At 61.8% G+C, this 23,146-nt stretch carries 25 protein-coding genes; 18 read left to right on the top strand and 7 right to left on the bottom strand.

Annotated features, from left to right (window positions below; translation table 11 throughout):
• Positions 1-24: 24 nt before the first annotated feature.
• From AB1495_RS01645 to AB1495_RS01630, 4 genes are read left to right on the top strand one after another with little or no spacing between them, the layout of a single operon-like run.
• Complete coding sequence (locus tag AB1495_RS01645) at positions 25-933, top strand: 3-keto-5-aminohexanoate cleavage protein (RefSeq protein ID WP_074634587.1); 909 nt, start codon at positions 25-27, stop codon at positions 931-933.
• Positions 930-1,433 (top strand): lipocalin family protein, encoded by a 504-nt coding sequence (locus AB1495_RS01640; RefSeq protein ID WP_074634586.1) that lies wholly within the window; start codon positions 930-932, stop codon positions 1,431-1,433. Before AB1495_RS01645 ends, AB1495_RS01640 begins: the two co-directional genes overlap by 4 nt.
• On the top strand, positions 1,430-2,905 hold the full coding sequence (locus AB1495_RS01635) for a carnitine 3-dehydrogenase (protein WP_074634585.1): 1,476 nt from the start codon (positions 1,430-1,432) through the stop codon (positions 2,903-2,905). Before AB1495_RS01640 ends, AB1495_RS01635 begins: the two co-directional genes overlap by 4 nt.
• Positions 2,906-2,920: 15 nt before the next feature.
• Positions 2,921-3,838: a DMT family transporter gene (locus AB1495_RS01630; RefSeq protein WP_074634584.1), complete on the top strand. Its 918-nt coding sequence runs from the start codon at positions 2,921-2,923 to the stop codon at positions 3,836-3,838.
• Here AB1495_RS01630 and AB1495_RS01625 read toward each other — a convergent pair.
• Positions 3,835-4,530 carry an NUDIX hydrolase gene (locus AB1495_RS01625; RefSeq protein WP_009825059.1) on the bottom strand — a complete coding sequence of 232 codons (696 nt, stop codon included), beginning with the start codon at positions 4,528-4,530 and terminating at the stop codon, positions 3,835-3,837. The genes AB1495_RS01630 and AB1495_RS01625 overlap by 4 nt on opposite strands.
• A 48-nt stretch (positions 4,531-4,578) precedes the next feature.
• The gene (locus AB1495_RS01620) at positions 4,579-4,983 is read right to left on the bottom strand and encodes a DUF983 domain-containing protein (RefSeq protein ID WP_005849256.1); all 405 of its coding nucleotides are present in this window, start codon (positions 4,981-4,983) and stop codon (positions 4,579-4,581) included.
• Between the two features lie 213 nt (positions 4,984-5,196).
• Here AB1495_RS01620 and AB1495_RS01615 point away from each other — a divergent pair, with 213 nt between their 5' ends.
• The 5 genes from AB1495_RS01615 (at position 5,197) to AB1495_RS01595 (ending at position 7,972) form a co-directional block, all read left to right on the top strand.
• Positions 5,197-5,844, top strand: a complete 648-nt coding sequence (locus tag AB1495_RS01615) for an EF-hand domain-containing protein (protein ID WP_074634583.1) — start codon at positions 5,197-5,199, stop codon at positions 5,842-5,844.
• Entirely contained in the window at positions 5,816-6,502 is a 687-nt protein-coding gene (locus tag AB1495_RS01610) for an RNA polymerase sigma factor (RefSeq protein ID WP_074634582.1), read from the top strand. Before AB1495_RS01615 ends, AB1495_RS01610 begins: the two co-directional genes overlap by 29 nt.
• A complete protein-coding gene (locus AB1495_RS01605; protein ID WP_244268803.1) occupies positions 6,489-6,851 on the top strand; it encodes a hypothetical protein in 363 nt (120 codons plus the stop codon). Before AB1495_RS01610 ends, AB1495_RS01605 begins: the two co-directional genes overlap by 14 nt.
• A 3-nt stretch (positions 6,852-6,854) precedes the next feature.
• Entirely contained in the window at positions 6,855-7,364 is a 510-nt protein-coding gene (locus tag AB1495_RS01600; protein ID WP_074634580.1) for a periplasmic heavy metal sensor, read from the top strand.
• A gap of 113 nt (positions 7,365-7,477) precedes the next feature.
• On the top strand, positions 7,478-7,972 hold the full coding sequence (locus AB1495_RS01595; protein ID WP_005849249.1) for a hypothetical protein: 495 nt from the start codon (positions 7,478-7,480) through the stop codon (positions 7,970-7,972).
• Between the two features lie 59 nt (positions 7,973-8,031).
• Here AB1495_RS01595 and AB1495_RS01590 read toward each other — a convergent pair whose 3' ends face one another.
• The 3 genes from AB1495_RS01590 to AB1495_RS01580 are packed head-to-tail and all read right to left on the bottom strand — an operon-like array spanning position 8,032 to position 10,570.
• Entirely contained in the window at positions 8,032-8,592 is a 561-nt protein-coding gene (locus tag AB1495_RS01590) for a TadE/TadG family type IV pilus assembly protein (protein WP_074634579.1), read from the bottom strand.
• Positions 8,592-9,131: a TadE/TadG family type IV pilus assembly protein gene (locus AB1495_RS01585; RefSeq protein ID WP_005849245.1), complete on the bottom strand. Its 540-nt coding sequence runs from the start codon at positions 9,129-9,131 to the stop codon at positions 8,592-8,594. The genes AB1495_RS01590 and AB1495_RS01585 overlap by 1 nt, the downstream gene beginning before the upstream one ends.
• Positions 9,128-10,570, bottom strand: coding sequence for a TadE/TadG family type IV pilus assembly protein (locus AB1495_RS01580; protein ID WP_074634578.1), 1,443 nt, complete (start codon positions 10,568-10,570; stop codon positions 9,128-9,130). The genes AB1495_RS01585 and AB1495_RS01580 overlap by 4 nt, the downstream gene beginning before the upstream one ends.
• Positions 10,571-10,914: 344 nt before the next feature.
• Between AB1495_RS01580 and AB1495_RS01575 the strand changes: the two genes are divergently transcribed.
• From AB1495_RS01575 to AB1495_RS01545, 7 genes are all read left to right on the top strand, one after another.
• Entirely contained in the window at positions 10,915-12,345 is a 1,431-nt protein-coding gene (locus tag AB1495_RS01575) for a Glu/Leu/Phe/Val dehydrogenase (protein ID WP_074634577.1), read from the top strand.
• A 255-nt stretch (positions 12,346-12,600) separates the two neighbouring features.
• On the top strand, positions 12,601-12,909 hold the full coding sequence (locus AB1495_RS01570; protein WP_005849241.1) for a hypothetical protein: 309 nt from the start codon (positions 12,601-12,603) through the stop codon (positions 12,907-12,909).
• A 171-nt stretch (positions 12,910-13,080) separates the two neighbouring features.
• A complete protein-coding gene (dnaG, locus tag AB1495_RS01565) occupies positions 13,081-15,054 on the top strand; it encodes a DNA primase (RefSeq protein ID WP_074634576.1) in 1,974 nt (657 codons plus the stop codon).
• A gap of 134 nt (positions 15,055-15,188) precedes the next feature.
• Positions 15,189-17,171, top strand: a complete 1,983-nt coding sequence (gene rpoD, locus AB1495_RS01560) for an RNA polymerase sigma factor RpoD (RefSeq protein WP_005849238.1) — start codon at positions 15,189-15,191, stop codon at positions 17,169-17,171.
• Positions 17,172-17,312: 141 nt separating this feature from the next.
• On the top strand, positions 17,313-17,723 hold the full coding sequence (locus tag AB1495_RS01555) for a hypothetical protein (protein ID WP_074634575.1): 411 nt from the start codon (positions 17,313-17,315) through the stop codon (positions 17,721-17,723).
• Between the two features lie 17 nt (positions 17,724-17,740).
• On the top strand, positions 17,741-18,139 hold the full coding sequence (locus AB1495_RS01550; protein ID WP_074634574.1) for a hypothetical protein: 399 nt from the start codon (positions 17,741-17,743) through the stop codon (positions 18,137-18,139).
• A gap of 34 nt (positions 18,140-18,173) precedes the next feature.
• Positions 18,174-18,587 carry a secondary thiamine-phosphate synthase enzyme YjbQ gene (locus tag AB1495_RS01545; RefSeq protein ID WP_074634573.1) on the top strand — a complete coding sequence of 138 codons (414 nt, stop codon included), beginning with the start codon at positions 18,174-18,176 and terminating at the stop codon, positions 18,585-18,587.
• A gap of 2 nt (positions 18,588-18,589) precedes the next feature.
• Here AB1495_RS01545 and AB1495_RS01540 read toward each other — a convergent pair whose 3' ends face one another.
• Entirely contained in the window at positions 18,590-19,261 is a 672-nt protein-coding gene (locus AB1495_RS01540) for an SDR family oxidoreductase (protein WP_074634572.1), read from the bottom strand.
• 193 nt (positions 19,262-19,454) lie between these two features.
• Between AB1495_RS01540 and nrdR the strand changes: the two genes are divergently transcribed.
• Both nrdR and ribD read left to right on the top strand, forming a co-directional pair.
• Entirely contained in the window at positions 19,455-19,922 is a 468-nt protein-coding gene (gene nrdR / locus AB1495_RS01535; protein ID WP_005849229.1) for a transcriptional regulator NrdR, read from the top strand.
• 2 nt (positions 19,923-19,924) lie between these two features.
• A complete protein-coding gene (ribD, locus tag AB1495_RS01530; RefSeq protein ID WP_074634571.1) occupies positions 19,925-21,028 on the top strand; it encodes a bifunctional diaminohydroxyphosphoribosylaminopyrimidine deaminase/5-amino-6-(5-phosphoribosylamino)uracil reductase RibD in 1,104 nt (367 codons plus the stop codon).
• Between the two features lie 81 nt (positions 21,029-21,109).
• Here the strand turns inward: ribD and AB1495_RS01525 are convergent, their stop codons facing one another.
• Positions 21,110-23,146, bottom strand: coding sequence for a capsular polysaccharide biosynthesis protein (locus AB1495_RS01525; protein ID WP_074634570.1), 2,037 nt, complete (start codon positions 23,144-23,146; stop codon positions 21,110-21,112).

The raw sequence follows: 23,146 nt of genomic DNA, 5'->3' as shown, positions 1-23,146 counted from the left end.
GGCCCTGAACCCAAGGAGATTCTGATGCCTCTCACCATGAACAAGGACGTATTTATCACCTGCGCGGTCACGGGGTCGGGGGGCAGTCAGGACCGCAGCCCCCATGTGCCACGGTCGCCCGCACAGATCGCCGACAGCGCGATTGCGGCGGCCAAGGCGGGGGCTGCGGTGGTCCATTGCCACGTACGCGACCCCGAGACAGGCGCGCCGAGCCGTCGGCTTGATCTGTACCGCGAGGTGACGCAGCGCATCCGCGAGGCAGAGGTGGACGTGATCCTGAACCTCACAGCGGGGATGGGCGGCGACATCGTCTTTGGCTCGACCGAGCAGCCGCTGCCCCCTGTGGCCGGGACCGATATGATCGGCGCGGCGGAACGGGTGCAGCATATCAAGGAATGCCTGCCCGAGATTTGCACCCTTGATTGCGGTACAATGAACTTTGCCGAAGCCGATTACGTGATGACCAACACGCCTGGTATGCTGTCCGCCATGGGCCGGATGATGACCGAGCTTGGCGTGAAGCCCGAGATCGAGGCCTTTGATACGGGCCATCTGTGGTACGCCAAACAGCTGGTCAAGGACGGGGTGCTGGATAGCCCTGCATTGGTGCAGCTATGCATGGGCGTGCCCTGGGGCGCCCCCGATGATCTGAACACCTTTATGGCGATGGTGAACAACGTGCCGGACGATTGGACCTTCAGCGCTTTCGGGCTGGGGCGTCACCAGATGGCCTATGTCGCCGCCAGCGTTTTGGCGGGGGGCAATGTGCGCGTGGGGCTCGAGGATAACCTCTGGCTCGACAAGGGCGTTCTGGCGGAAAACTGGCAGCTGGTCGAACGCGCCGGAACGATCATCGAGAATATGGGCGCACGGGTCATCGGCCCGGCGCAGGTGCGCGAACAGCTTGGCCTGACCAAACGGGCCGCCGCATGAAGCGCGCGCTGCTGGCTCTGGCGCTGGCGCTTCTGGCCGGATGCGCGGCTCGGGCCCCTGATACCGTGCAGGGCCTGCGGGATAGCAAAGCGCTGATTGGCGCGACCAGCCGCTATGACGCGGCGCGATTCAAAGGGGCGTGGCTGGTCCGCGACAGCTTTGGCGACGGCGTGGCGCAGGTGGCCTTGGTCGAGACGACGCAGGGCCCCGCATTCCAGCTGTGCTCACAGGTCGGCTGTGGCGACGGGGGGACGCTGTGGCTGGCGCAGAAGCAGGGGCAGGGGCGCTATGCGCTCTCGCGCCCCGATGGCAGCACGCGCACGCTTTGGGTGCTTTGGGTCGACGAAGGGTTCCGCACCGCGGTGGTCGGCAATCCCGCTGGTGACTTTGGCTGGATCCTTGACCGCAGCGCCAGCGGCGGTGCGGACCGGATCGCCGCCGCGCGCGAGATATTGGACTTTAACGGCTATGACACGGACCAGCTGAGGATACGACAATGACCAAAATCGCAGCAATCATCGGCGGTGGTGTGATCGGCGGCGGATGGGCCGCGCGTTTTGCGCTAAATGGCTGGCAGGTACAGGTGTTCGACCCCGACCCGCAGGCCGAACGCAAGATCGCCGAAGTTCTGGCAAACGCCCGCCGCTCCATGCCCGGTCTGACCGATGTCGCCCTGCCCGCCGAAGGGGGGCTCCGGTTTTGCTCCAGCATCGCCGAGGCGGTGGAGGGCGCCGTGTGGATACAGGAAAGCGTGCCCGAACGGCTTGAGGTCAAACACAGCACACTCGCCGAAATTCAGGCCACCTGTGATGCAGAGGCGGTGATCGGATCGTCGACATCGGGTTTCAAACCGTCAGAACTGCGCGCGGGCAGCACGCGCCCCGATCAGATCATGGTCGCCCATCCGTTCAACCCCGTCTACCTTTTGCCGTTGGTTGAACTGGTCCCGGCCGAGGGGCAGGACGGCGCGCTGGTAGACCGCGCCAAGGAACTGCTGACGGGGCTTGGGATGTACCCGCTGCATCTGCGCAAAGAGATCGACGCCCATGTGGCCGACCGTCTGCTCGAAGCTGTCTGGCGCGAGTCGCTCTGGCTGGTCAAGGACGGCATCGCCACCACGGAAGAGATCGACGACGCCATCCGCTATGGCTTTGGCATCCGGTGGGCGCAGATGGGCCTGTTCGAGACGTATCGCGTTGCCGGTGGCGAAGCGGGGATGAAGCATTTCATGTCGCAGTTCGGTCCGGCATTGAAATGGCCCTGGACCAAGCTGATGGATGTGCCCGATTTTGACGAGACCCTTGTTGATCTGATCGCGGGGCAATCGGACGCGCAGTCGGGGGCCTATGGCATCCGCGACCTTGAACGCATCCGCGACAATAATCTGGTCGCGATGATGCGGGCGCTGAAGCAGCAGGATTGGGGCGCAGGACAGTTGATGAAACAGCACGAAGCGGCCTTGCGCGCAGGCACCGTGCTTGAGGCGCGAGCGGCGGATATCGACGACCCGTCCCAGCCGGTGCCCACCGTCCATCGTGCCGTGCCGCTGGACTGGACCGATTACAACGGCCACATGACCGAGGCGAAATACCTCCAGGCCTTCGCCGACGCGACCGACCGTTTCATGGAGCTTATCGGCTGCGACGCGGCGTATATTGCCTCGGGCGGGAGCTTTTTCACTGCTGAGACCCATATCCGCCACGTGGACGAAGTGCATGCAGGCGCGGTGATCGACATACGCACCCGCGTGCTGCTGGGAGCGGGTAAGAAAATGCATCTGTGGCACGAGATGTACGAAGGCGACCGGCTGCTCGCCACGGGGGAACACTTCTTGCTGCATGTCAGCCTTGAAACCCGCAAACCCTCTGATCCGTCTCCGAAGATCGCGGCGGCGTTGACGCGCTTTGCCCAAGCTCATGCGGGTTTGCCGATGCCCGAGGGCGTGGGCCGCTATGTGGGCGCGCCACGGTGATCGGGGGCCGCGCCCATGGCTGACACGCTGCCGGATCTGTGGATCCTCGTGACGCTGGCCGCGGCGGTCTTTCAGACCGGGCGGTTCATGCTGCAAAAATACCTCGCCACGGCGACCCTGTCGGCGGCGGGGGCGACGTTCTCGCGGTTTCTGTATTCCGCGCCCTTTATTCTACTGGGGCTCGCGGCTTATCTGGCGCTCAGCGCGCCCCCCCTGCCGCCGCTTGGGCCGGGGTTCTGGGTGCATGGGGTGGTCGGAGGCACGGCGCAGATCCTCGCGACGGTCTGTGTGGTGCTATTATTCAAACAGCGCAACTTTGCTGTGGGCATCACCTTCAAGAAGACCGAAGTCATCCTGACGGTGCTGGTGGGTTGGATCATTCTGGGCGAGGGCGTCAGCGCCACCGGTTTCGCCGCGATTGCCCTTGGCGTGGTCGGGTTGTTGCTGCTGTCCGGCGGGGCAGAGGCCAAGGGCTTTCACCTGCGCGACCTGCGCAATCGCGCGGCGGGGCTGGGGATCGCGTCAGGCGCGCTTTTCGCGGTGTCAGCCGTGTCCTACCGCGGGGCGTCGCTGGCGGTGCAGACCGATCTGCCGGTGCTGCGCGCAGGCGTGACCCTTGCGGCGGTGGTGACGATGCAATCGCTGATCATGGCGGTGTATCTGCGGCTGCGCGAACCGGGGCAGATTCGCGATGTCTGGCGCGCGCGCCGGGTCGCGGTCTGGATCGGGCTGACCTCGATGGGCGGATCGCTGTGCTGGTTCATCGCCTTCACCTTGCAGAACGCGGCCTATGTCAAAGCCCTTGGTCAGGTAGAGCTGATCCTGAGCGTCGCGGCGTCCACCTTGTTCTTCCGCGAGAAAATCAGCCCCCGTGAGGCGGCAGGCATGGCGGTGCTGATCGCGTCGATCCTGATGCTGGTGATGGTCGCCTAGCTTGGCATCGGGCGCCCGCGCAAACGCAGGAACAGGCTTTCTTCGTCGTTATTCTTGAAAAACGGAACCGAGGCGGGCGGGTCAAGCTGCCGCGCGCGGGCCTCGACTTCGGCCAGCACCACCTCGGTGATGAAGGGCATGTCGAATTTGCGCGCGTCCGACAGGGCCACCCATTGCAGATGCGAAAGCTCGTCACAGGCGTCGTCGAAATTGTCGAGATCGGTGGCGATATCCTCGGCATCGACCAGAAAGAAACGCGCGTCAAAGCGGCGCGGACGGCCGGGAGGCGTCAGCGCGCGGAAAACGAATTGCAGCGGGGCCGCGTGGGGCAGATAGCCGCGCTGTGCAAAGGTCAGCCAGTCGGCAGGGGGCGTGCCCTCCCATGCGCCTTTCTGGCCAAGGATCAGGCCGGTCTCTTCCCAAAGCTCGCGGATCGCGGCCACCACCAAGGCATGTGCAAGGCTGCCATCGGCGTCTTCGGCCAGACGGTTCTGGCAGGTTTCATCCACCATGCTGGCCAGCGGCACCTGCGCATCGCCCAGATCGACCGCGCCGCCCGGAAAGACGAATTTATTGGGCATGAAGGCTGCCGTCGCACCACGCTGCCCCATCAGGATCCGCGGCGCGGTATGCCGGTCGCGGATCACGATCACCGTGGCTGCGTTGCGGATTTTACTTTTGTCGATGGTCATCGCCTTGCCCCATATCCTGTTTTTCTAGCGGGGCTTTTGGGGTGCCGGTCAGCTGGTGCTGCCGAACCCGCCCATGCGCTTTGCCCATTGGAAGCCGATCATGGCTCCTTTCAGTCTGGGCAGAAGGTAGAGGGACAATCCGACGCAGCCAACCGAAAAGATTGTAAACAACGTCAGCGGTTCGGGGCGCCAGACCACAAAGGCGATGTGCAGCCCCGGGGCCAGCAGGTGCCCGACAAGCAGGATCGTCAGATAGGCCGGCCCATCATCGGCGCGGTGGTGGAACAGTTCTTGGCCGCAGACGGTGCAGGTATCATTGACCTTCAGATAGCTTTTCAGCATCGGACCGGCCCCGCAGTTGGGGCATTTACGCCGCCAGCCGCGCAGCAGGGACTTCTTCATGCTGCGTTCATCTGTGTCTACGTGAGGCATATTTACGGTCTGGTCAGTCATCTGGGCTTCCTTGTTCCCATCCTACATGCGGCCAAAACGCCGCGAAATAAAGGGATCTCGGGGCAGTTGCGTCGCCATGTCGCAAAGCCCGCGCAGGGGTGCCCAAAACTTTTTCACATTTTTTGCGACGGAATGACGGGCGGCTGTCGTTTGAACCGGTATCGCCACGCTGAAAACGGCGGGCGTTAGATAGATCACCAAAGGAAGAAACAGATGACAAAACGAGCAAATCTTCAGATCGCACTCTTGAGCGGGTTGATCGCATTGGGCGGCACGACACTGGTCGCGCAGAATGCGGATAAGGCAGAGGGCGGCAAGCAAAGCCACTTTGTCCAGTTGGACACCGATATGAACGGTGAAGTCACTGCCGAAGAAATGAAAGCCCACGCCGCGGCACGTTTCGCTGCTGCTGACGCGGATGGCGACGGCTTCCTGACACAGGATGAACTGGCCGCCGCAGCCAAGGCACGCCACGCCGAGCGCAGCCAGCGCCTGCTGGAGAAGCTGGACACCGACGGCAACGGGTCGCTTTCCGCGACCGAGCTTGAAGCCATGGGCAAAGGCAAAGGCGACCGGATGGCCAAGCGCCATGACAAGATGATGAAGCGCATGGACGCCAATGAAGACGGCAAGCTGTCGATGGAAGAAATGGCCGGGCGTCATAGCCCCGAGAAGATGATCGAGAAGCTGGACACCGACAAGAACGGATCGCTGAGCGCGGAAGAGTTCGCCAAAGCCCGTATGGGTGGCAAGCATCACGGCAAACGCGGTGGTCATGGCGGCAAGGACGGGCACGGTAAACCCGGCAAACACATGAAGCACGACAAGTCCGATGACGGCGACGCGGCTGCAACGGAATAAGGCAAGCATGCGGGCGCGCTTGAACGGTGCGCCCGCAAAGGCTACCTCCGGTTTGATGGATATGCACGATACGACGGATGCCGACGGGGTGGATGATCCCGAACGCGCCTTGCTGCACCGCTATGTGCAGGGGGATGCGGCGGCGGCACGGCTGTTGACGCTCCAGTTGACACCGCGCATCTTTGGTCACGCCTTCCGCATTCTGGGCAACGCGGCCGAGGCTGAAGACGTGACGCAAGACGCGCTGATGCGCCTGTGGAAGATCGCACCCGATTGGCGCGATGGCGAAGCGAAGGTGACCACCTGGCTGTACCGTGTGACCGCCAACCTGTGCACCGACCGGCTGCGCAAACGCGGCCGGGGTGTCCCGCTTGAGGACATCGCGGAACCCGCCGATCCGAGCGAAAGCGCGGAGGCACGGCTGCAGCGCACGGCGCGCGAGGATGCCTTGCAAGCGGCGCTGGACAGATTGCCCGAGCGGCAGCGGCAGGCGGTGGTGCTGCGCCACATAGACGGGTTGGCGAACCCCGAGATCGCGACCATTCTGGATGTCGGGGTCGAAGCGGTTGAAAGCCTGACCGCACGGGGCAAACGGGCTTTGGCGAAACTTTTGGGCGCACGACGTGACGCCTTGGGATACGATGATGACAAAACGTGAAACAGATACGCTAGAGGCGCATTTCGAACAGGCGCGGGCGACCCCGCCGCAGATGCCTGCCGGTATGATGGACCGGCTGATCGCCGATGCGCTGGCGGCACAGCCCGCCCCTGCGATAGGGGGCTGGCGTGGGTTCTGGCGCGCCATCGGCGGCGCACCTGCTTTGGGCGGGCTGATCACGGCAACGGCTGTCGGGTTCTGGATCGGGGTCGCCCCGCCAAGCGGCCTGCCGGATGTCGCGACGCAGATCATCACCGGCGGCGACGACTACATTGTCGCCGATGCGGCATCGCTGGACACCTATACGTCAGATCTGACGGCGTTCGGCTGGGACTTGGACGAGGGATAGAAAATGGCAGGCTTTGCATTCAAAAGCACGAAGACACTGCGGTGGGCCTTGGGGCTGTCGCTGGGGGTGAACCTGCTGGTGCTGGGGCTGGTTGCGGGGGCGGCCTATCGCTTTGACGGGCCGCATGGTGGCGCGATGCGGCACATGCGCGACTATGGCACGCCCTACGTCATGGCGCTGCCCGAAGAACGCCGCCGCGCCGTCTTTGCCGATGCGCGCAAGGGGCGCGAGGATAAATCCGTCAGCCGTGCCGCACGCCGCGCATTGTACCAAGAGGCGCTGACAGCCATCCGCGCAGAGCCCTTTGACCCCGCAGAGGCACGCCGCGTGCTGGACCTGCAACGCGACGCCACGCTGACCGTTCAGCAGACCGTTCAAAACGCATGGCTGGCCGAGTTGGCTCAGATGTCGGCACCCGAGCGTGCAGCCTATGCCGACCGTGTCGAGGAAATGCTCAAGCGCGGCAAAAAGGGCAAACGCGACGGCGCAAAGCCTCCGAAGGCCGGTCAATAGGCTGGCAACTGGCCCAAGCGGTCAGGGGCTGCGATGCGGGATTGCGCGGCGCGGGCTTGCCAAATGCGCGCCCGGCGCGGTAGGCAAAGCGACCTTAACGAAAGTCGCGCCCCATGCTCCCTGAATTCAACGATCCAAACGAAGTTCTTGCCACCACGCGTGCCTCCTCTGGGCGGCGGGCCATTGGCCTGACGGCGCTTGGGATATTGGGGCTGTTCCTGATCTACGTCGCGTTCACCTCGTCGCCCGGTCTGGGCTGGCAGGTGTTCTTGCTGGCAATGGGGGGGCTGGCGCTTTGGATGGCTGACAAGATGCGCCGCGCAACCGCGGGCGCGATCGAGCTGACGGCCACCGAATTGCGCGACAGCGACGGTACGGTGATTGCACGGGTCGAAGACATCATCGGGCTGGATCGCGGCGTGTTCGCGTTCAAGCCGTCTAACGGTTTTCTATTGCGCACCAAGCCGGGTACAGGCGGTGACCGCATCTGGCGCCCGGGCCTGTGGTGGCGGATTGGCCGACGCATCGGTGTCGGCGGCATGACCCCCGGCAGTCAGACCAAGTTCATGTCCGAGATCATCTCTGCCATGATGGCAGAACGATCCTAAGCAAAAGGCCCGCAGGCAGATCGCCGCGGGCCTTTTCTTTCTGTCGTGATCGTCGGCGTTTACGCCCCGTCCGAGTAAAGCACCCAAGGGGCGTAGCGCGGACGGGTAAAGACGAAGTTCTTCACCTCTTGCACCGGCAGCCCGATGTTGAAGGGTGGGGCAAATGACGTCCATGTCTCGGTGACGGTGATATATTCACCATCCTCCAGTTCCGGGATTTTATCCGTCCAGCCGGTCACATCCGCTTGGGTCGCGTCGCTCAGGCTGCCGCGGGCGCGGGACCAATGCAGCAGGAACCGCTTGTTCTTCTGATCGTATTTCGCCGAGGTGATGCGCACTGTCGTTTCACCCGAGGAACGGGTCATATAATCCAGTAGATCCTGAATGCCGTCCATATAGGCAGTGTCCATCGGCAGCGTCTCGCGCGAGATCATATCGCCGATGGTATAGGCCGCTTTCTGGTTGGTGTAATATTCCTGATAGGTTTGGAAGAAGGTAAACATCGCCAGATAGACCCAGAAAACCATGGGCATCATGATCACCGCTTCGATCGAGGCGCTGCCGTCCTGATCGCGCAGAAAGCGCGCCAGTACACGGCGTTTGAGATAAGAGATAACCATTAGCTTGGCTCCTGCACAAAGGAGGATACAGCGTACATGCTGCCCTGACCCGCGCCATCGGTTTCGAACTTGAAGCCCATAGCGCTGCCCGGCAGCATCGGATCGAACTTGACGCAGGCCCGCAGCAGCATCAGCTGGTGCTGCGCCCCAAGGGTAAAGCCGCGTTCCTGTTTGACGGGCAGGGATTTGTCCACGCAGTCGGGCGAGGCATTCATCGCGGCGAAGTTGCGCGGGTTCACCAGCACCATCTCAAGGCGCAGGGTATCCTTACAATCGCCGATATAGCCCACGTTGTCACAGATCATCGTTTTGATCATGTCGTGGGTGATCGTCGTGCGTGTGTTCAGCCGGATATACCGTACTGCCGTTTCCAGCCCGCGGTTCAGGTGGAACTGCCGCAGGGAATAAAGGCTGACCTCGACCGACGCGAGGAACATGCCGAAGATGACCGGAAAGAGGATCACGAATTCGATCAGGACAACTGCGCCATCCTCACCCCGGCGGAACCGGCGCAGCGCTTGTGAAATGCGGGCGATCATTGGGTCAATCTCAACTGGTTGATCTGGCGGGCGATGGCGCGGAAGGCTTCGGAAAGCTCGACGCCTTCGACGCGGAAGAAGTGGCTGGGCGAGGAGGCGCAATCCTGCATCGCGGGCACGTCTTCGTCATCGACCTCGAACCCGATGGACCAGATCACGATCCGCTTGGCTTTGGCGGCGTCGCAGATATTCGACAGCAAGGTGTTCCCCAGCGTTTTGTTGTACTTGTGATAGTAGAAGTAGCCCCAATAGCGTGAGTCCACCTCTCGGCGAAGATACCACCAAAGGTTGTATTTGTTCCAGTGCACGTATTCGCTGTCGCTGTCATAGTAGTTACTGCGGATACGGTACGAGTTATCATTCGCGCCGTCCGTCATAAGGATAACAGTCTTAAGCGTTTCTGAATCGGTATAGCTCGCGGGGCGGTTGTAGAATTCACGGTCGACATAGCCAGCATTCACCAGCGAGTTGTTGATGTCCCGGAACGCCGGATCAAGCATCGCCGCGGCCCATTTCATGCCAAGGAAGATCGACGTACCAGCGCGCGGTACAAGATCATCGATCTGGTTCTTCAACGTGCGTTTGTTTTGTGAAAACGGGGTAATACGCTCGTAATCGTAGCGTGGGCAAACCGTATCGTCACGGTAGTTGTTGCGGCCATCGTAGTTCCACTGGAAGTGCTGCATCTGGTTATACCGGGTGCTGCTATTCATCGCGATTGAATCAAAGTCGCCATTGTCGAAATCAATGCAGTGGGAATAGTCGTGCTTTCTGTTCACGTTCATACGGTCCATGATCAACGGGCCCGCGTTCACTTGTTCCGAGTAGGGGACCAGGGAGACTGAAATCAGGTCTTGGTTCTCGTCCTTCAGCACGGTGTCCAGAAAGATATCGGCGGCATTCTGTACTTCGCCCAGACGGTTATTGGTGGCCATCGAGCCCGAGATATCGAGCACGAGCGAGATTTCGACCTTTGCAACGCGTTCTTCCGCCTGACTATGGGCGGGCACTTCGAGCGTGGGGAAACCAAAGCGGCCAATAAACTGGGTGTCCATGTCCTTGCTTGCGTCGACCGTCACGGTGCGAAAGTTCAGACCGTCATCCACCACGACATTCGACAGAAACTCGGTCATGCCCGATTTGGCAAAGTAGTCTTCCACCACCGTTTTGGGGTCGCGCATCTGATCCAGATCGGCAGCGGCCAGAACGGCACGGTCCGACACAGCTTGCAGACGCGAGCGTTCCATCTCGTGGCGCATGAAGTCTAGCTGGATGCCACCCACGGCGATCATCATCATGATCATGAAAAGCGCGAGGATCGTCACCAGCCCGTCGTCTTCACGGGCGAACCGCGTCAGCCGCTTGCGCAGGGGGAGGGTTACCCATTTACTCACTGTATCGTTCACCGGCATTTCCATGTCCTTATTCGTGCGACCCATGCGACAGACGCATTTCGAGCGGATCGGCGTTGCCAGCAGATATGCGGGGTGAAGTTGGCCGAAATAGGGCGAAATACGTTTAAAAAAGTGTATACTCAGACCGTTTTTGGGGCAGATCCCGCCGGAGCAGCCGGACTGTCCCCTGTCAGGAAACTTCGCGCAGGGCTTGTCTTGTGTGCCGTGATTGCTCGCTTTGGGCGATAAGTTTTCAAACTGATTAAAATTTGTGCGAAAACTTCGAAATATGGTGATTTACAGCTTTGCTTGACGCAGGTGCCATGTTCAAAAGGCGAGGCGATGAACCGGCCCGCATCAGGGTCGCAGAGCCAATTTAGGAGCGTAGAATGAACCCCGGAACCGAACCGAGCTTTCGCGATAGCGTCGACATCATGTTTAACCGGGCGGTGGCCCTGATGGACCTGTCGCCGGGTCTGGAAGAGAAGATTCGCGTGTGCAACGCGACCTACACGGTGCGTTTCGGCGTGCGCCTGCGCGGCGGTATCCAGACCTTCACCGGCTATCGCTCGGTCCATTCCGAACACATGGAGCCGGTCAAGGGCGGCATCCGTTACAGCCCCGGGGTGAACCAGAACGAGGTAGAGGCGCTGGCGGCGTTGATGACCTATAAATGCGCGCTGGTCGAAGCGCCGTTCGGGGGCTCCAAAGGCGGGCTGTGCATTGATCCGCGCGACTATGACGAACACGAGCTGGAACTGATCACGCGCCGTTTCGCGTACGAGCTGATCAAGCGCGACATGATCAACCCCGCGCAAAACGTTCCCGCCCCCGACATGGGCACGGGCGAGCGCGAGATGGCCTGGATCGCGGATCAGTACAAGCGCATGAACACCACGGACATCAACGGGGTTGCCTGTGTGACGGGCAAGCCGATCAACGCGGGCGGCATCCATGGCCGCACCGAGGCGACGGGCCGCGGCGTGCAATATGCGCTGCACGCTTTCTTCCGCGACACCAAGGGGATGGAAAAGGCCGGTCTGGGCGGTGAGCTGGACGGTAAACGCGTCGTGGTGCAGGGCTTGGGCAATGTGGGCTACCACGCCGCCAAGTTCCTGAGCGAAGAGGATGGCTGCAAGATCACCGCGATCATTGAACGCGACGGCGCTTTGTTCGATGACCGTGGTCTTGATGTAGAAGAGGTGCACCGCTGGATTTTCATGCATGGTACGATCAAGGGCTATCCAGATGCGCCCCTTGAAGAAGACGGTGCCAAGCTGCTGGAAGCGGACTGTGACATCCTGATCCCTGCGGCGCTGGAAGGGGTGATTAACCTGACCAACGCGCATAACGTCAAGGCTCCGCTGATCGTCGAAGCCGCCAACGGCCCCGTAACCGCCGGTGCCGATGATATCCTGCGTGCAAAGGGCGTCGTGATCATCCCTGACATGTATGCCAACGCCGGCGGTGTGACGGTGTCATATTTCGAATGGGTCAAGAACCTGAGCCACATCCGTTTTGGCCGTATGCAGCGCCGCAACGAGGAAAGCCGCCACCAGCTGTTGGTGGACGAGCTGGAACGTCTGAGCGCCGATAGCGGCGTCGGCTGGCAGCTAAGCCCGAACTTCAAGGATAAATACCTGCGGGGCGCCGGGGAGCTTGAGCTGGTTCGCTCGGGTCTTTACGACACGATGAGCGACGCCTACCGGTCGATGGCGGAAGTCTGGCACAGCCGCGACGATGTCGAAGACCTGCGCACCGCCGCCTATCTGGTGAGCATCGGAAAGGTCGCCGCCAGCTACCGCGCAAAGGGGCTGTAACCTCGCGCGGGCCCTGTGCTGCGCCCCTGAAAAGTTCCCCGAAAGCCGCTGTGACAGCGGCTTTCGGCAAAGACGCGCCAAACCGCGCAAGCGTGTACTGCGGAAAACCGCTCTGTCACTTGTATTCCAACGGGGGCTGGCTAGGTTCCTGCGCCATGAGCACCCGCTCTCGTGTCCGCTGCAGCCTTTAACTTTAAACGGCGCAGGCAGTGGAAGGGCGGCGGGCTTGCAAAGAAACATTTAGGAGATGTGACGATGAAATTTGGTAAACTCATGATTGCCGCAGCACTGGCGACGTCCAGCGCGCCTGTCTTCGCCGCCACCAGCGCTGAAACCGATTGCCAATATCAGGCTGATGTCGTGCAGGCCGTCCGGCAAGCGCGGATCGACCGCGTGAAAGAGCGTGACGTGCCGGATCACATCGCCTCCAAGAACCCCGAATGGCCCGATCGCTATGACGCGGTTGTCCCGCTGGTCGCCCCTTGGGTCTATGAAATGAAAATGCGCGACGTGAAGGGCAACGACCTTTCTGCCGCCTGGAACGAAATGTGTTTGGGCCAGTGAAGCCCGCGCGCGTCGTTTGATCGTGTCGTAGTCCCTGTCGGGGCGGTAAGACGGGGGCCAGCCCCCATCGCCCTGACGGACGATCCCCCCGGAGTTTATCCGGCAAAATGAAGCCCGTCGCGCAGGCTTTGGGTGCTGGACTTTGGCCCTGCCGACCCAATATAAAACAGTATGAGCCTGCCCCCTGGATTTTTGGATGAACTGCGCAGCCGTGCCAGCCTGTCACAGGTGGTGGGGCGCAAAGTGGTGTGGGATCCGCGCAAGTCCAATCAGGGCAAGGGCGATATGTGGGCTCCGTGCCCGTTCCACCAAGAAAAATCCGCCAGCTTCCACGTCGATGACCGCAAGGGATTCTACTATTGTTTCGGGTGTCACGCCAAGGGAGACGCGATCTCTTTCGTGCGCGAGACCGAGAATGTCAGCTTTATGGAAGCGGTAGAGATTCTGGCGCGTGAGGCCGGGATGCCCATGCCCAAACAAGACCCGCGCGCGCAGGAGAAGGCGGATAAGCGCACTCAGCTGGCCGAGGTAATGGAGCTGGCGGTGCAGTATTTCCGGCTGCAGCTGCGCACCGCTGCGGCAGGGGCCGCGCGCGACTATCTTGCCGGGCGCGGGCTGACGCCGCAGGCCTTGGAGCAATGGGAAATCGGCTTCGCGCCGGACCAGTGGCAAGGGCTTTGGGACCACCTGAAAGCCAAGAATGTCGAGGATGCGTTGATCCTTGGGGCGGGGCTGGCAAAGCCTTCGTCCAAGGGCGGGCGGCCTTATGATACATTCCGGGGCCGGATCATGTATCCGATCCGGGATGCGCGGGGGCGTCCGATTGCCTTTGGCGGGCGGGCAATGGACCCGAGTGACAACGCCAAATATCTGAACTCCCCCGAGACGGAGCTTTTTGACAAAGGCCGCAGCCTCTATAACGTGCGCGATGCGCGGACAGCGGCAGGGCAGGGCAAGCCGTTGATCGTGGCCGAAGGCTATATGGATGTGATTGCATTGGTGCAGGCCGGTTTTGGTGCGGCGGTGGCCCCCTTGGGCACGGCGATCACCGAGAGCCAGCTGCAGATGTTGTGGCGTATCTCGCCCGAGCCGATCATCACGCTGGACGGGGATGCGGCGGGTCAACGTGCGGCCATGCGCTTGATCGATCTGGCGCTGCCGCTGCTTGAGGCGGGGCAATCCTTGCGTTTTGCCGTGATGCCTGACGGGCAGGATCCGGATGATCTGCTCCGCGCGCACGGGGCGCCAGCGTTGCAAAAGCTACTGGATAACGCGATGCCAATGGTGCGTCTGCTCTGGCAGCGCGAAACCGACGGTCGCGTTTTCGACAGCCCCGAGCGTAAGGCAGGGTTGGACAAGGCGCTGCGCGAAAAGATCATGATGATCAAAGACCCGTCGATCCGCAGCCATTATGGCCAGGAAATCAAGGATCTGCGCTGGCAGCTCTTCCGTCCGCAAAAGGCCAAGAGAGATTTTAGCCCCGTCGCGCGCGCCTCCGGTGGTGGTAAATGGGCCCCCGCGCCGCAGGGGCCATCCCCTAGTGCGAAATCCTCCATTCTGGTGACCGCAGCCGGGCTGGGAGCGACGGAGCATCTGCGCGAGGCGGTGATCCTGATGGCCCTGCTGGGTTGTCCGCAGCTGGTGGAAGAGTTCGAGAACGGGCTGGCCGCGATGCGGTGTCAGGACCCTGATCACGGGCGTATCCGCGATTTGATGTTGCGCCATGTACATCACGATCCGGCGGTGTTGCGCGAAAAGATTTATGACGCAGTGGGGGAGTACACCCTTGAAAACATGCTGTCGCAACGCCACGTAGCCATCACGCCCTGCATCCGAAGCCCTGGCAACCTGGAAAAGACGCGCATGACTGTCGCCGAAGAACTGGGCAAGCTGGAAGCCGTGCGCGGGCTGGACGAAGAGATTGCCGATGCGGTCGAAGATCTGACCGGCACCGCGGATGAAGGGCTGACATGGCGGTTGGGCGAAGCGGCACGCAACGCTGATCGCGCACAGCGCAGCGGGCAGGAAGATACCGCAGAATACGACATTGCCGAGAACGGTGCCCACATCAGCCGGGACGAACGCAGCGCTTTTGACGCATTGCTGGGGTCGATCCTGAAGGGTGATGCGAAAGACAAAAAATGAACCCGGCGTGGCTTTTTCGCCGGGATGTTTAACAAAATACAGGGTAACGGGTTTAAGAATCACCCAGAACCCCGCATGATTCGAACAACCGAATCACGTCACGTGATTCGTACCCATTCGCTGGAGGAAATTTCATGGCCGCCAAAGACACGAACGAAGACGCGAAGTCTGACGACCAGGATGCCGGCCATTCGCTTGATATGAGCCAAGCCGCCGTCAAAAAGATGATCGGCGAAGCCCGTGAAAAGGGCTATATCACCTACGATCAGCTGAACACCGTTCTGCCCCCTGACCAGGTCAGCTCGGAGCAGATCGAGGATGTGATGTCGATGCTGTCCGAAATGGGCATCAACGTGATCGAGGACGAAGAAGCCGAAGAAGAAGACGCCAAGGGCGGGACCGAAATTGCGACCACGGAAAGCAACCGTGATGTGGCGCTGTCCTCTGGCACGTCCGAAAAGCTGGACCGCACGGATGACCCCGTTCGCATGTATCTGCGCGAGATGGGATCGGTTGAACTGCTGAGCCGTGAGGGCGAGATCGCCATTGCCAAGCGGATCGAGGCAGGGCGCAACACGATGATCGCGGGGCTGTGTGAAAGCCCGCTGACCTTCCAGGCGATCACGATCTGGCGCGACGAACTTTTGTCCGAAGACATTTTGCTGCGCGATGTCATCGACCTCGAGGCGACATTCGGCACCCAGATGGGCGACGAAGAGGAAACGACTCCGGTCGTGCCAACCGCGGGCACCGAGACAAAGCCCGCCGAAAGCACCAGCGAAGTTGACGCCGACGGCAACCCGATCTCGAACGATGACGACGACGAGGATGATGATGAACAGGCCAACATGTCGCTGGCCGCAATGGAAGCCGCGCTGAAGCCGCAAGTGCTGGAAGCGCTCGACATCATTGCTGATGACTACGTCAAGTTGAGCCAAATTCAGGACAGCCGGATTTCGGCCACCCTGAACGAGGACGGCACCTTTTCGAAGACCGATGAGGAAGAATACCAGCGCGTCCGCTCCGAGATCGTGGCTTTGGTCAACGACCTGCACCTGCACAACAACCGTATCGAAGCGCTGATCGACCAGCTTTACGGCATCAACCGCCGCATCATGCAGATCGACTCTGCGATGGTGAAGCTTGCCGACCAGGCGCGCATCAACCGCAAGGAATTCGTCGACGCCTATCGCGGCTACGAGCTGGACCCCAACTGGATGGAGCGGATGGCCGAGAAGTCCGGTCGCGGCTGGCAGATGTTCATCGAACGGTCCTCTGACAAGGTGGATGAGCTGCGGGCTGATATGGCGCAGGTGGGTCAATACGTCGGTCTTGATATCTCTGAATTCCGCCGCATCGTGCAGCAGGTTCAGAAGGGCGAGAAAGAGGCCCGTCAGGCCAAGAAAGAAATGGTCGAGGCGAACTTGCGTCTCGTGATCTCGATCGCCAAGAAATACACCAACCGTGGCTTGCAATTCCTTGATCTTATTCAGGAAGGCAACATCGGCCTGATGAAGGCCGTCGACAAGTTCGAGTACCGTCGCGGTTATAAATTCTCGACCTATGCGACATGGTGGATCCGTCAGGCGATCACCCGTTCCATCGCCGACCAAGCGCGCACCATCCGTATTCCGGTCCACATGATCGAAACGATCAACAAGCTGGTTCGGACCGGTCGCCAGATGCTGCACGAGATTGGCCGCGAGCCGACGCCGGAAGAGCTGGCCGAGAAACTGCAGATGCCGCTTGAGAAAGTGCGCAAGGTGATGAAGATCGCCAAGGAGCCGATCTCTCTTGAAACGCCTATTGGTGACGAGGAAGACAGCCAGCTTGGTGATTTCATCGAGGATAAGAATGCCGTGCTGCCGCTCGACAGCGCCATTCAGGAAAACCTCAAGGAGACCACGACACGGGTTCTGGCCAGCCTCACCCCGCGCGAGGAACGTGTGCTGCGGATGCGCTTCGGCATCGGCATGAACACCGACCACACGTTGGAAGAAGTCGGCCAGCAGTTCAGCGTGACCCGCGAACGTATCCGTCAGATCGAGGCGAAGGCGCTGCGCAAGCTCAAGCACCCAAGCCGGTCGCGCAAGCTGCGGTCGTTCCTCGATCAGTAAGCGCTTGATCGCGAGAGTTTTGAAAGGCGGGTGTTCAGGCACCCGCCTTTTTTCATGGGCTGAAGCGACGATCTCGAAGCTGTGAATTCAAAATCCCGCCGCGCAGCCTATCTGTGAACCACGCACCAAACAGGAGCCGCCATGAAACGTCTTGCCCTTGCCGCCATTCTCTCTGCCGCCCCGCTCGCCGCGTTTGCGCAATCCTTTACCGCGGTGAACGAGCTGCAGGTCATCCCGCTGTCGGACGCATCCTTCGAGGTGATCGAGGATCATGGCGAAGGGGCCCGGGGCATGTGGTGTGCCGCCGCCGAATTTGCCGAGGAAAGGCTGGGCACGCCAAGCGCCGCTGAGATCTACGTCAAGTCGCCGCGCGGGCCATCTATCAGCGGGGTAGGGCGCACGGGCGTCGTCTTTACCCTGAATGATGCAGAGCTGTCGGAGCCTGCGTTCAAATCCTATTCGGTATCGGTGCGCAACGCGGGTCAGGCCCTGCCCGTGGGCCACGCCATCCAGTTCTGCAAGGACTACATCCTTGAACTTAAAGACTTTTGAAAACTAGGAATACCACAATGAAAACCCTGACCACCGCTTGCGTACTGGCCGCATTGGCAATGACCCCAGCCTTCGCACAGGCCTATGTGCCGAATGACCGTCTGACTTTCACACCGACCGAGGGCGGCGTGCATATCAGCGGCAGCACCGGCTTTGGTGCGCGCGGGCATTGGTGTGCCGCGGCGGATTATGCGCTGCGCGAAATGGGCGCGCAGGACAGTCAGAAGCTGTATGTAAGCGAGCCGCGCGCGCGTGGTTTTGGCGGAGATGGTGGTGTCACCTTCACGCTGGATCCCGCGGGGCTGACCCCGTCGCCCGTCGTGATCTTGGGCGGATCCTTGACCAAGGCCGGGTCGGCCATGACCATCAGCCACGGGATCACGCTCTGCGGTGGTTTGCAATCGCCCGGGCGTTGAGGCTAGCCTGACCCATCAGCACAAGGCGGGCGGAATGAACAGCGAGTTTACGGTCAAGACCGGCGGGCAGGGGCTCTACGAGGTGACGGATCAGGTGCATCAGGCGCTGTCAGGGCAACGCTCTGACGGGTTGGTGACACTGTTTCTGCGCCATACCTCCGCCTCGCTGCTTATTCAGGAAAACGCGGACCCGGATGTGCAGCGCGATCTGCTGGCATATTTCTCGCGTCTGGTGCCACCTGCGGACGACCCGTCAATGTCCTACCTCCGGCATACGCTGGAAGGACCAGATGACATGCCCGCGCATATCAAGGCGGCAGTGCTGCCCGTTACGCTCAGCATCCCCGTGGTTGCAGGCCGCATGGTGTTGGGCACATGGCAAGGCATCTATCTGTTCGAACACCGCGACGCGCCCCATAGCAGACGCATCGCGGTGCATTTCGCCTGAACTCAATCCACCGGCATCAGGTGGATCTCGCGCACGGCTGCGTGGGCCGGTGCCTCTAGCGCGTGCATCACGGCCGATGCCACGTCTTCTGGTTTCAGCTTGTCGGGCTTGGCTTCGTCAAAGAACGCCGTGTCCACCATCCCGGGAGAGACAACCATACAGCGCCCGCCCCATTCCGCCATTTCGTCGGCAAGGTTGCCCGCAAAGCCGTGGATAAAGAACTTGGTCGCGCCGTAGATCGACCCCTTGATGTGGCGGCGTCCTGCGGCGGAACCGGTCACAACATACTGCCCCGTGGTCTTGCGCAGATATGGCATCGCGGCATGGGCCGTATAGAGCGCGCCCGTCACGTTCAGATCGATCATCGATTTCCAGTCGTCCGGGTCTCCCTTTTCGGTGCCGCCCGGCGATGTCCCCCGTCCTGCATTGGCAAAGACAGCATCGATTTGCCCGAACTTTTGCGCAAGGCGGCTCATGGCCTGTTCCTGATCGTCGTATTGCGTGGCGTCGCCGGCCAGCACCAGCGCCTGATCCCCGATCTCGCGCGCGAGATCTTTCAGCTTGTCTTCGCTGCGGGCGAAAAGCCCGACGTTCCAACCGGCCTTGGCAGCAGCGCGGGCGGTGGCTGCGCCGATCCCGCTTGAGGCTCCGGTGATGAAAAGCGTCTTGGTCATAGTGAATTCCTTTCAGATCAGTCGTCTTGCAGGAACAACGCATGGTATCAGCCAAAGTTCAGGGCAGTTTTCCCCGCTACAACATATAGATGGGCATTTCGCCCCTACCCAAAACCTCGCGTTGGTCCTATAGTTTTGGGGAATGGGGGTGTTTCACCCCCTATTGAGCAGGTTTAAGATAAGGGGACCGGCTATGCGCTGCCCGTTTTGCGGAAATATCGACACCCAAGTTAAAGACAGCCGCCCGGCCGAGGATCACGTTTCGATCCGCCGTCGCCGTTTCTGTCCCGCCTGCGGGGGCCGGTTTACCACCTATGAACGGGTACAGCTGCGCGATCTGGTTGTCGTCAAAACCTCGGGCAAGCGCGAGGATTTCGACCGTGACAAGCTGGAACGCTCCATCCGGATCTCGATGCAGAAACGCCCGATTGATCCCGAACGGATCGATCAGATGATCAGCGGCATCGTGCGCCGTTTGGAAAGCATGGGCGAAACCGATGTCGGATCGAAACAAATCGGCGAGATCGTGATGGAGGCACTGGCCCGCATCGACACCGTCGCCTACGTCCGCTTTGCCAGCGTCTACAAGAACTTCCAGGCGGCAGATGATTTCGATAAATTCGTGCAGGAACTGCGGCCCGATACCCCTGCGGACGAATAAGCATGTCTAACGACGCGCGCTTTATGGCGCTGGCCTTGTCGCTGGGCCGGCGCGGGCAGGGGGCTGTCTGGCCCAATCCCGCCGTGGGCTGCGTCATCGTGCAGCAAGGCCGCATTGTCGGGCGTGGCTGGACCCAGCCGGGCGGCAGGCCCCATGCGGAACCCCAAGCGCTGCGTCAGGCCGGGCCGGCGGCACAGGGGGCGACGGTCTATGTCACCCTCGAACCCTGCGCTCATACCGGCAAGACGCCGCCCTGCGCCGATGCGCTTGTCGCCGCCAAGCCTGCGCGCGTGGTGATCGCCTGCACCGACAGCGATCCACGCGTCAGCGGCAAGGGCATTGCGATCCTCCGTGCTGCGGGCATTATCGTTGACGTGGGCGTGCTCGAAGATGAAGCCCGCGCGGATCATTTTGGCTTTTTCCTGCGTGTCGACGAAGGCCGCCCGATGGTGACGCTCAAACTCGCCAGCAGCTTTGACGGTCGCATTGCCACCGCGTCGGGCGAAAGCCAGTGGATCACAGCCCCGCCCGCCCGCCGCGTGGTCCATGCCATGCGCAATCGTCATGACGCGGTCATGGTGGGCGGTGGCACGGCGCGGCAGGATGACCCCAGCTTGACCGTGCGCGACCTTGGCACCACGCGCCAGCCGACGAGGATTGTTGTGTCGAACGGGCTGGACATCCCGCTGAATGGCGCGCTCGCCAGAACCGCCAATGACATCCCCCTGATCCTTTGCCACGGCCCCAAGGCCCCGGCAGAGCTGATCGAGACCTGGGAAAGCCTTGGCGCGACGCTGATCTCTTGCACACCAAAGATGGGCCAGATCGACGCCGATGACATGCTCCGGCAGCTTGGCCGCCACGGTCTGACACGCATCTTCTGCGAGGGGGGCGGCGGACTGGCTGCGACGCTGCTAAAGGCGGATCTCGTGGATCAACTCGTCGGGTTTACGGCGGGTCTGGCCCTTGGCGCGGACGGCTTGCCCGCCATCGCGCCGCTGCAGCTTCAACGTCTGGCACAGGCCCCGCGCTTCACCCTGACCGAAACTTCGCGCATCGGCCCGGACCTCCTCCACATCTGGGCCCGCGGCAACACGCCCACCTAACCCCTTCCAAATGGCTTAAAATCCCGGGGGCGCGGGGGCTGGCCCCCGCCTCTGACCGGCACATGGGCTGGCCCCGCTGTGCTATCGCCGCCGCCACAAATGCGCCTGTGTGGCAAACACGCCCTGCAGCTTCGCCAGCACCCGGTTCGCCACCCCGCGCCGCGGCAGATCACCCGAGGCCAACCGCTCTACCACCACCTCGACCGGGCAGGCGGTACCGCTGCGCGGATCAAAGTAGCGCGGATAATCGATCAGGGCGGCATGGGCCAAACCTTCGATGCTCACCTCTGCCCTTCGCCGCGCCGGGATATCGCCGCGGTCTTCGGTCAGCCCCCAGCCCGCGTAGAAGGGGGCACCTAAGGTCACCACCTTGACGCCACGCAGCAGGGCCTCGAACCCCAGCAGCGATGTCATGGTCCAAACCTCATCCACATGCGCCAGCAGGGCGATGGGGTCGGCATCGGTGAGCACACGGTCCGCCAGCCCGCCTGCGTCAATCGCGCCGCGGCGCAGCCCGGCCTCTACATCGGGATGGGGTTTATACAGGATCACGGCGTCGGGATGCGCGGCGCGCGCGGCTTGTAGCAGCGCCAGATTGGTGGATACCGCATCGGTGCCCGCACGGATGGAGGCATCGTCCTCCACCTGACCCGGTACCAGAATGCGCCGTCCGGCGGGCAGGGCGTCCAGATCGCCACCGCCGCCAAGGTTATACTTGCTTAGCCCCGCGTCGCGCAGAGCCGCAATCAACCGTGCCGCGCGGCGCGACTGGTCGGGGCGCATTTTGGCGCGCGACGTGATCAGCTGTTCCAACCGGCTGGGGCTGCGCGGGTCATAGTAGATACCCAGATCATCGCAGACCAGCGACAGGGGCGGCACCAGATCGGCCCCCAATCCGCGCGAGCGCAGGAAACCGTCCTCGACCCGCAGGGCACCGGCATGGGCCTGCGTCGCTTTCGACGCCCAGACCATCCAGGGCTTGCCTGTGGCGCGGGCAGCCTTTGGATCATTCTGGTAGGTCACCGGCGACCAGCGGCCAAAGAAACGCTGCAAGGGCTGACGTTTCCATAGGCGCATGTCAGAGGCGACCCAGCCCCGGTGGTCTTCGCGCCAGGCCCGGGTCTGCGCGGCCATCGCCTCTATCACGGTTTCCAGATCACACAGGCAGTCACGGTGCGGATCGTACCATTTTGGATAAAGGATCATCGCTCCTGCAAAAAGTTGCGCACGGGTCAGCACGCGTTGCCGCCGCTGCACGGGGAATTCGTCTTCGGTCAGGCCCCAGCCCGCATAGAAGGGCTGCCCGAACACCCGGGGCTTGTGGCCTGCAAAGATCGCCTCGAACCCCATTTGTGACGACACGGTATAGACACGCACGGCCCCTTCAAACAGGGTCCAGGGGCTGATGGGGGCAGTCAGCAGGGTGATGCGGTCGTTGGCGTCCTCAGGCCCGAAATGACCGCTGCGATAGCCCTTTGCGGTTTCCGGATGGGTCTTGATGATTATCCGCGCGCCGGGGTTCTCTTGCTGGGCAAAGACCAGCATCTCAAGGAACCGCGACCGGTCCGCGCCCGAGGCCGCGACCGACGCATCACCCAGGGTCTGGTCGATCACCAACACATAGCCGGGATCCGGTGCGGGGTGCGCGGTGTCGAACCCGCTGTATTTGGTCAGATGCGCCTCGGTGATGCGGTGGATGGCACCGCGCGCACGGTCCAGCAAAGCCGTGTCATCCAGCGGGTGGCTGGTCAGGATGTCCTCAAGCTCGGAGGGCTGTGCCGAGTCGAAATGCAGCCCCTTGTGATCGACCAGGAGCCCCAGCGGCGGCTCGCCTGCGCGACCGGGAAACAGCGACCGCAGCATCGCGTCTTCGACGCGGACAAGGGGCAGCCCCTTTTGGGATGCGACGGCCAGCCCACGATGCGCAGTGCCCGCATTGCCCCATACGGCGATCGCATCCCCGTCGCGCGGCATGCCCAGATGCAGGCTATAGCCCGACAGCTGCAAGATGCGCCGCACCCGTCGGTTGGTGATGAAGCCGCCGCTAAACACAAAAAGCCGCCGGTCCCGTGGGGAACCGGCGGCGGGTGTGTCGTATATTTCAGGCCCTAAAGCCAT

The sequence above is a fragment of the Sulfitobacter pontiacus genome (assembly GCF_040790665.1).
In the GTDB taxonomy this organism is placed as follows: domain Bacteria; phylum Pseudomonadota; class Alphaproteobacteria; order Rhodobacterales; family Rhodobacteraceae; genus Sulfitobacter; species Sulfitobacter pontiacus.
The sequence above is the reverse complement of the archived record's forward strand: the minus strand, read 5'-3'. Positions and strand labels throughout refer to the sequence as shown.

What these genes read in the sequence shown, in the direction of transcription:
- AB1495_RS01645 (WP_074634587.1), top strand. Translation starts at nt 25, where the DNA reads ATGCCTCTCACCATGAACAAGGACGTATTTATCACCTGCGCGGTCACG.
- AB1495_RS01640 (WP_074634586.1), top strand. Translation starts at nt 930, where the DNA reads ATGAAGCGCGCGCTGCTGGCTCTGGCGCTGGCGCTTCTGGCCGGATGC.
- AB1495_RS01635 (WP_074634585.1), top strand. Translation starts at nt 1,430, where the DNA reads ATGACCAAAATCGCAGCAATCATCGGCGGTGGTGTGATCGGCGGCGGA.
- AB1495_RS01630 (WP_074634584.1), top strand. Translation starts at nt 2,921, where the DNA reads ATGGCTGACACGCTGCCGGATCTGTGGATCCTCGTGACGCTGGCCGCG.
- AB1495_RS01625 (WP_009825059.1), bottom strand. Translation starts at nt 4,530, where the DNA reads ATGACCATCGACAAAAGTAAAATCCGCAACGCAGCCACGGTGATCGTG.
- AB1495_RS01620 (WP_005849256.1), bottom strand. Translation starts at nt 4,983, where the DNA reads ATGACTGACCAGACCGTAAATATGCCTCACGTAGACACAGATGAACGC.
- AB1495_RS01615 (WP_074634583.1), top strand. Translation starts at nt 5,197, where the DNA reads ATGACAAAACGAGCAAATCTTCAGATCGCACTCTTGAGCGGGTTGATC.
- AB1495_RS01610 (WP_074634582.1), top strand. Translation starts at nt 5,816, where the DNA reads ATGACGGCGACGCGGCTGCAACGGAATAAGGCAAGCATGCGGGCGCGC.
- AB1495_RS01605 (WP_244268803.1), top strand. Translation starts at nt 6,489, where the DNA reads ATGACAAAACGTGAAACAGATACGCTAGAGGCGCATTTCGAACAGGCG.
- AB1495_RS01600 (WP_074634580.1), top strand. Translation starts at nt 6,855, where the DNA reads ATGGCAGGCTTTGCATTCAAAAGCACGAAGACACTGCGGTGGGCCTTG.
- AB1495_RS01595 (WP_005849249.1), top strand. Translation starts at nt 7,478, where the DNA reads ATGCTCCCTGAATTCAACGATCCAAACGAAGTTCTTGCCACCACGCGT.
- AB1495_RS01590 (WP_074634579.1), bottom strand. Translation starts at nt 8,592, where the DNA reads ATGGTTATCTCTTATCTCAAACGCCGTGTACTGGCGCGCTTTCTGCGC.
- AB1495_RS01585 (WP_005849245.1), bottom strand. Translation starts at nt 9,131, where the DNA reads ATGATCGCCCGCATTTCACAAGCGCTGCGCCGGTTCCGCCGGGGTGAG.
- AB1495_RS01580 (WP_074634578.1), bottom strand. Translation starts at nt 10,570, where the DNA reads ATGGGTCGCACGAATAAGGACATGGAAATGCCGGTGAACGATACAGTG.
- AB1495_RS01575 (WP_074634577.1), top strand. Translation starts at nt 10,915, where the DNA reads ATGAACCCCGGAACCGAACCGAGCTTTCGCGATAGCGTCGACATCATG.
- AB1495_RS01570 (WP_005849241.1), top strand. Translation starts at nt 12,601, where the DNA reads ATGAAATTTGGTAAACTCATGATTGCCGCAGCACTGGCGACGTCCAGC.
- dnaG (WP_074634576.1), top strand. Translation starts at nt 13,081, where the DNA reads ATGAGCCTGCCCCCTGGATTTTTGGATGAACTGCGCAGCCGTGCCAGC.
- rpoD (WP_005849238.1), top strand. Translation starts at nt 15,189, where the DNA reads ATGGCCGCCAAAGACACGAACGAAGACGCGAAGTCTGACGACCAGGAT.
- AB1495_RS01555 (WP_074634575.1), top strand. Translation starts at nt 17,313, where the DNA reads ATGAAACGTCTTGCCCTTGCCGCCATTCTCTCTGCCGCCCCGCTCGCC.
- AB1495_RS01550 (WP_074634574.1), top strand. Translation starts at nt 17,741, where the DNA reads ATGAAAACCCTGACCACCGCTTGCGTACTGGCCGCATTGGCAATGACC.
- AB1495_RS01545 (WP_074634573.1), top strand. Translation starts at nt 18,174, where the DNA reads ATGAACAGCGAGTTTACGGTCAAGACCGGCGGGCAGGGGCTCTACGAG.
- AB1495_RS01540 (WP_074634572.1), bottom strand. Translation starts at nt 19,261, where the DNA reads ATGACCAAGACGCTTTTCATCACCGGAGCCTCAAGCGGGATCGGCGCA.
- nrdR (WP_005849229.1), top strand. Translation starts at nt 19,455, where the DNA reads ATGCGCTGCCCGTTTTGCGGAAATATCGACACCCAAGTTAAAGACAGC.
- ribD (WP_074634571.1), top strand. Translation starts at nt 19,925, where the DNA reads ATGTCTAACGACGCGCGCTTTATGGCGCTGGCCTTGTCGCTGGGCCGG.
- AB1495_RS01525 (WP_074634570.1), bottom strand. Translation starts at nt 23,146, where the DNA reads ATGGCTTTAGGGCCTGAAATATACGACACACCCGCCGCCGGTTCCCCA.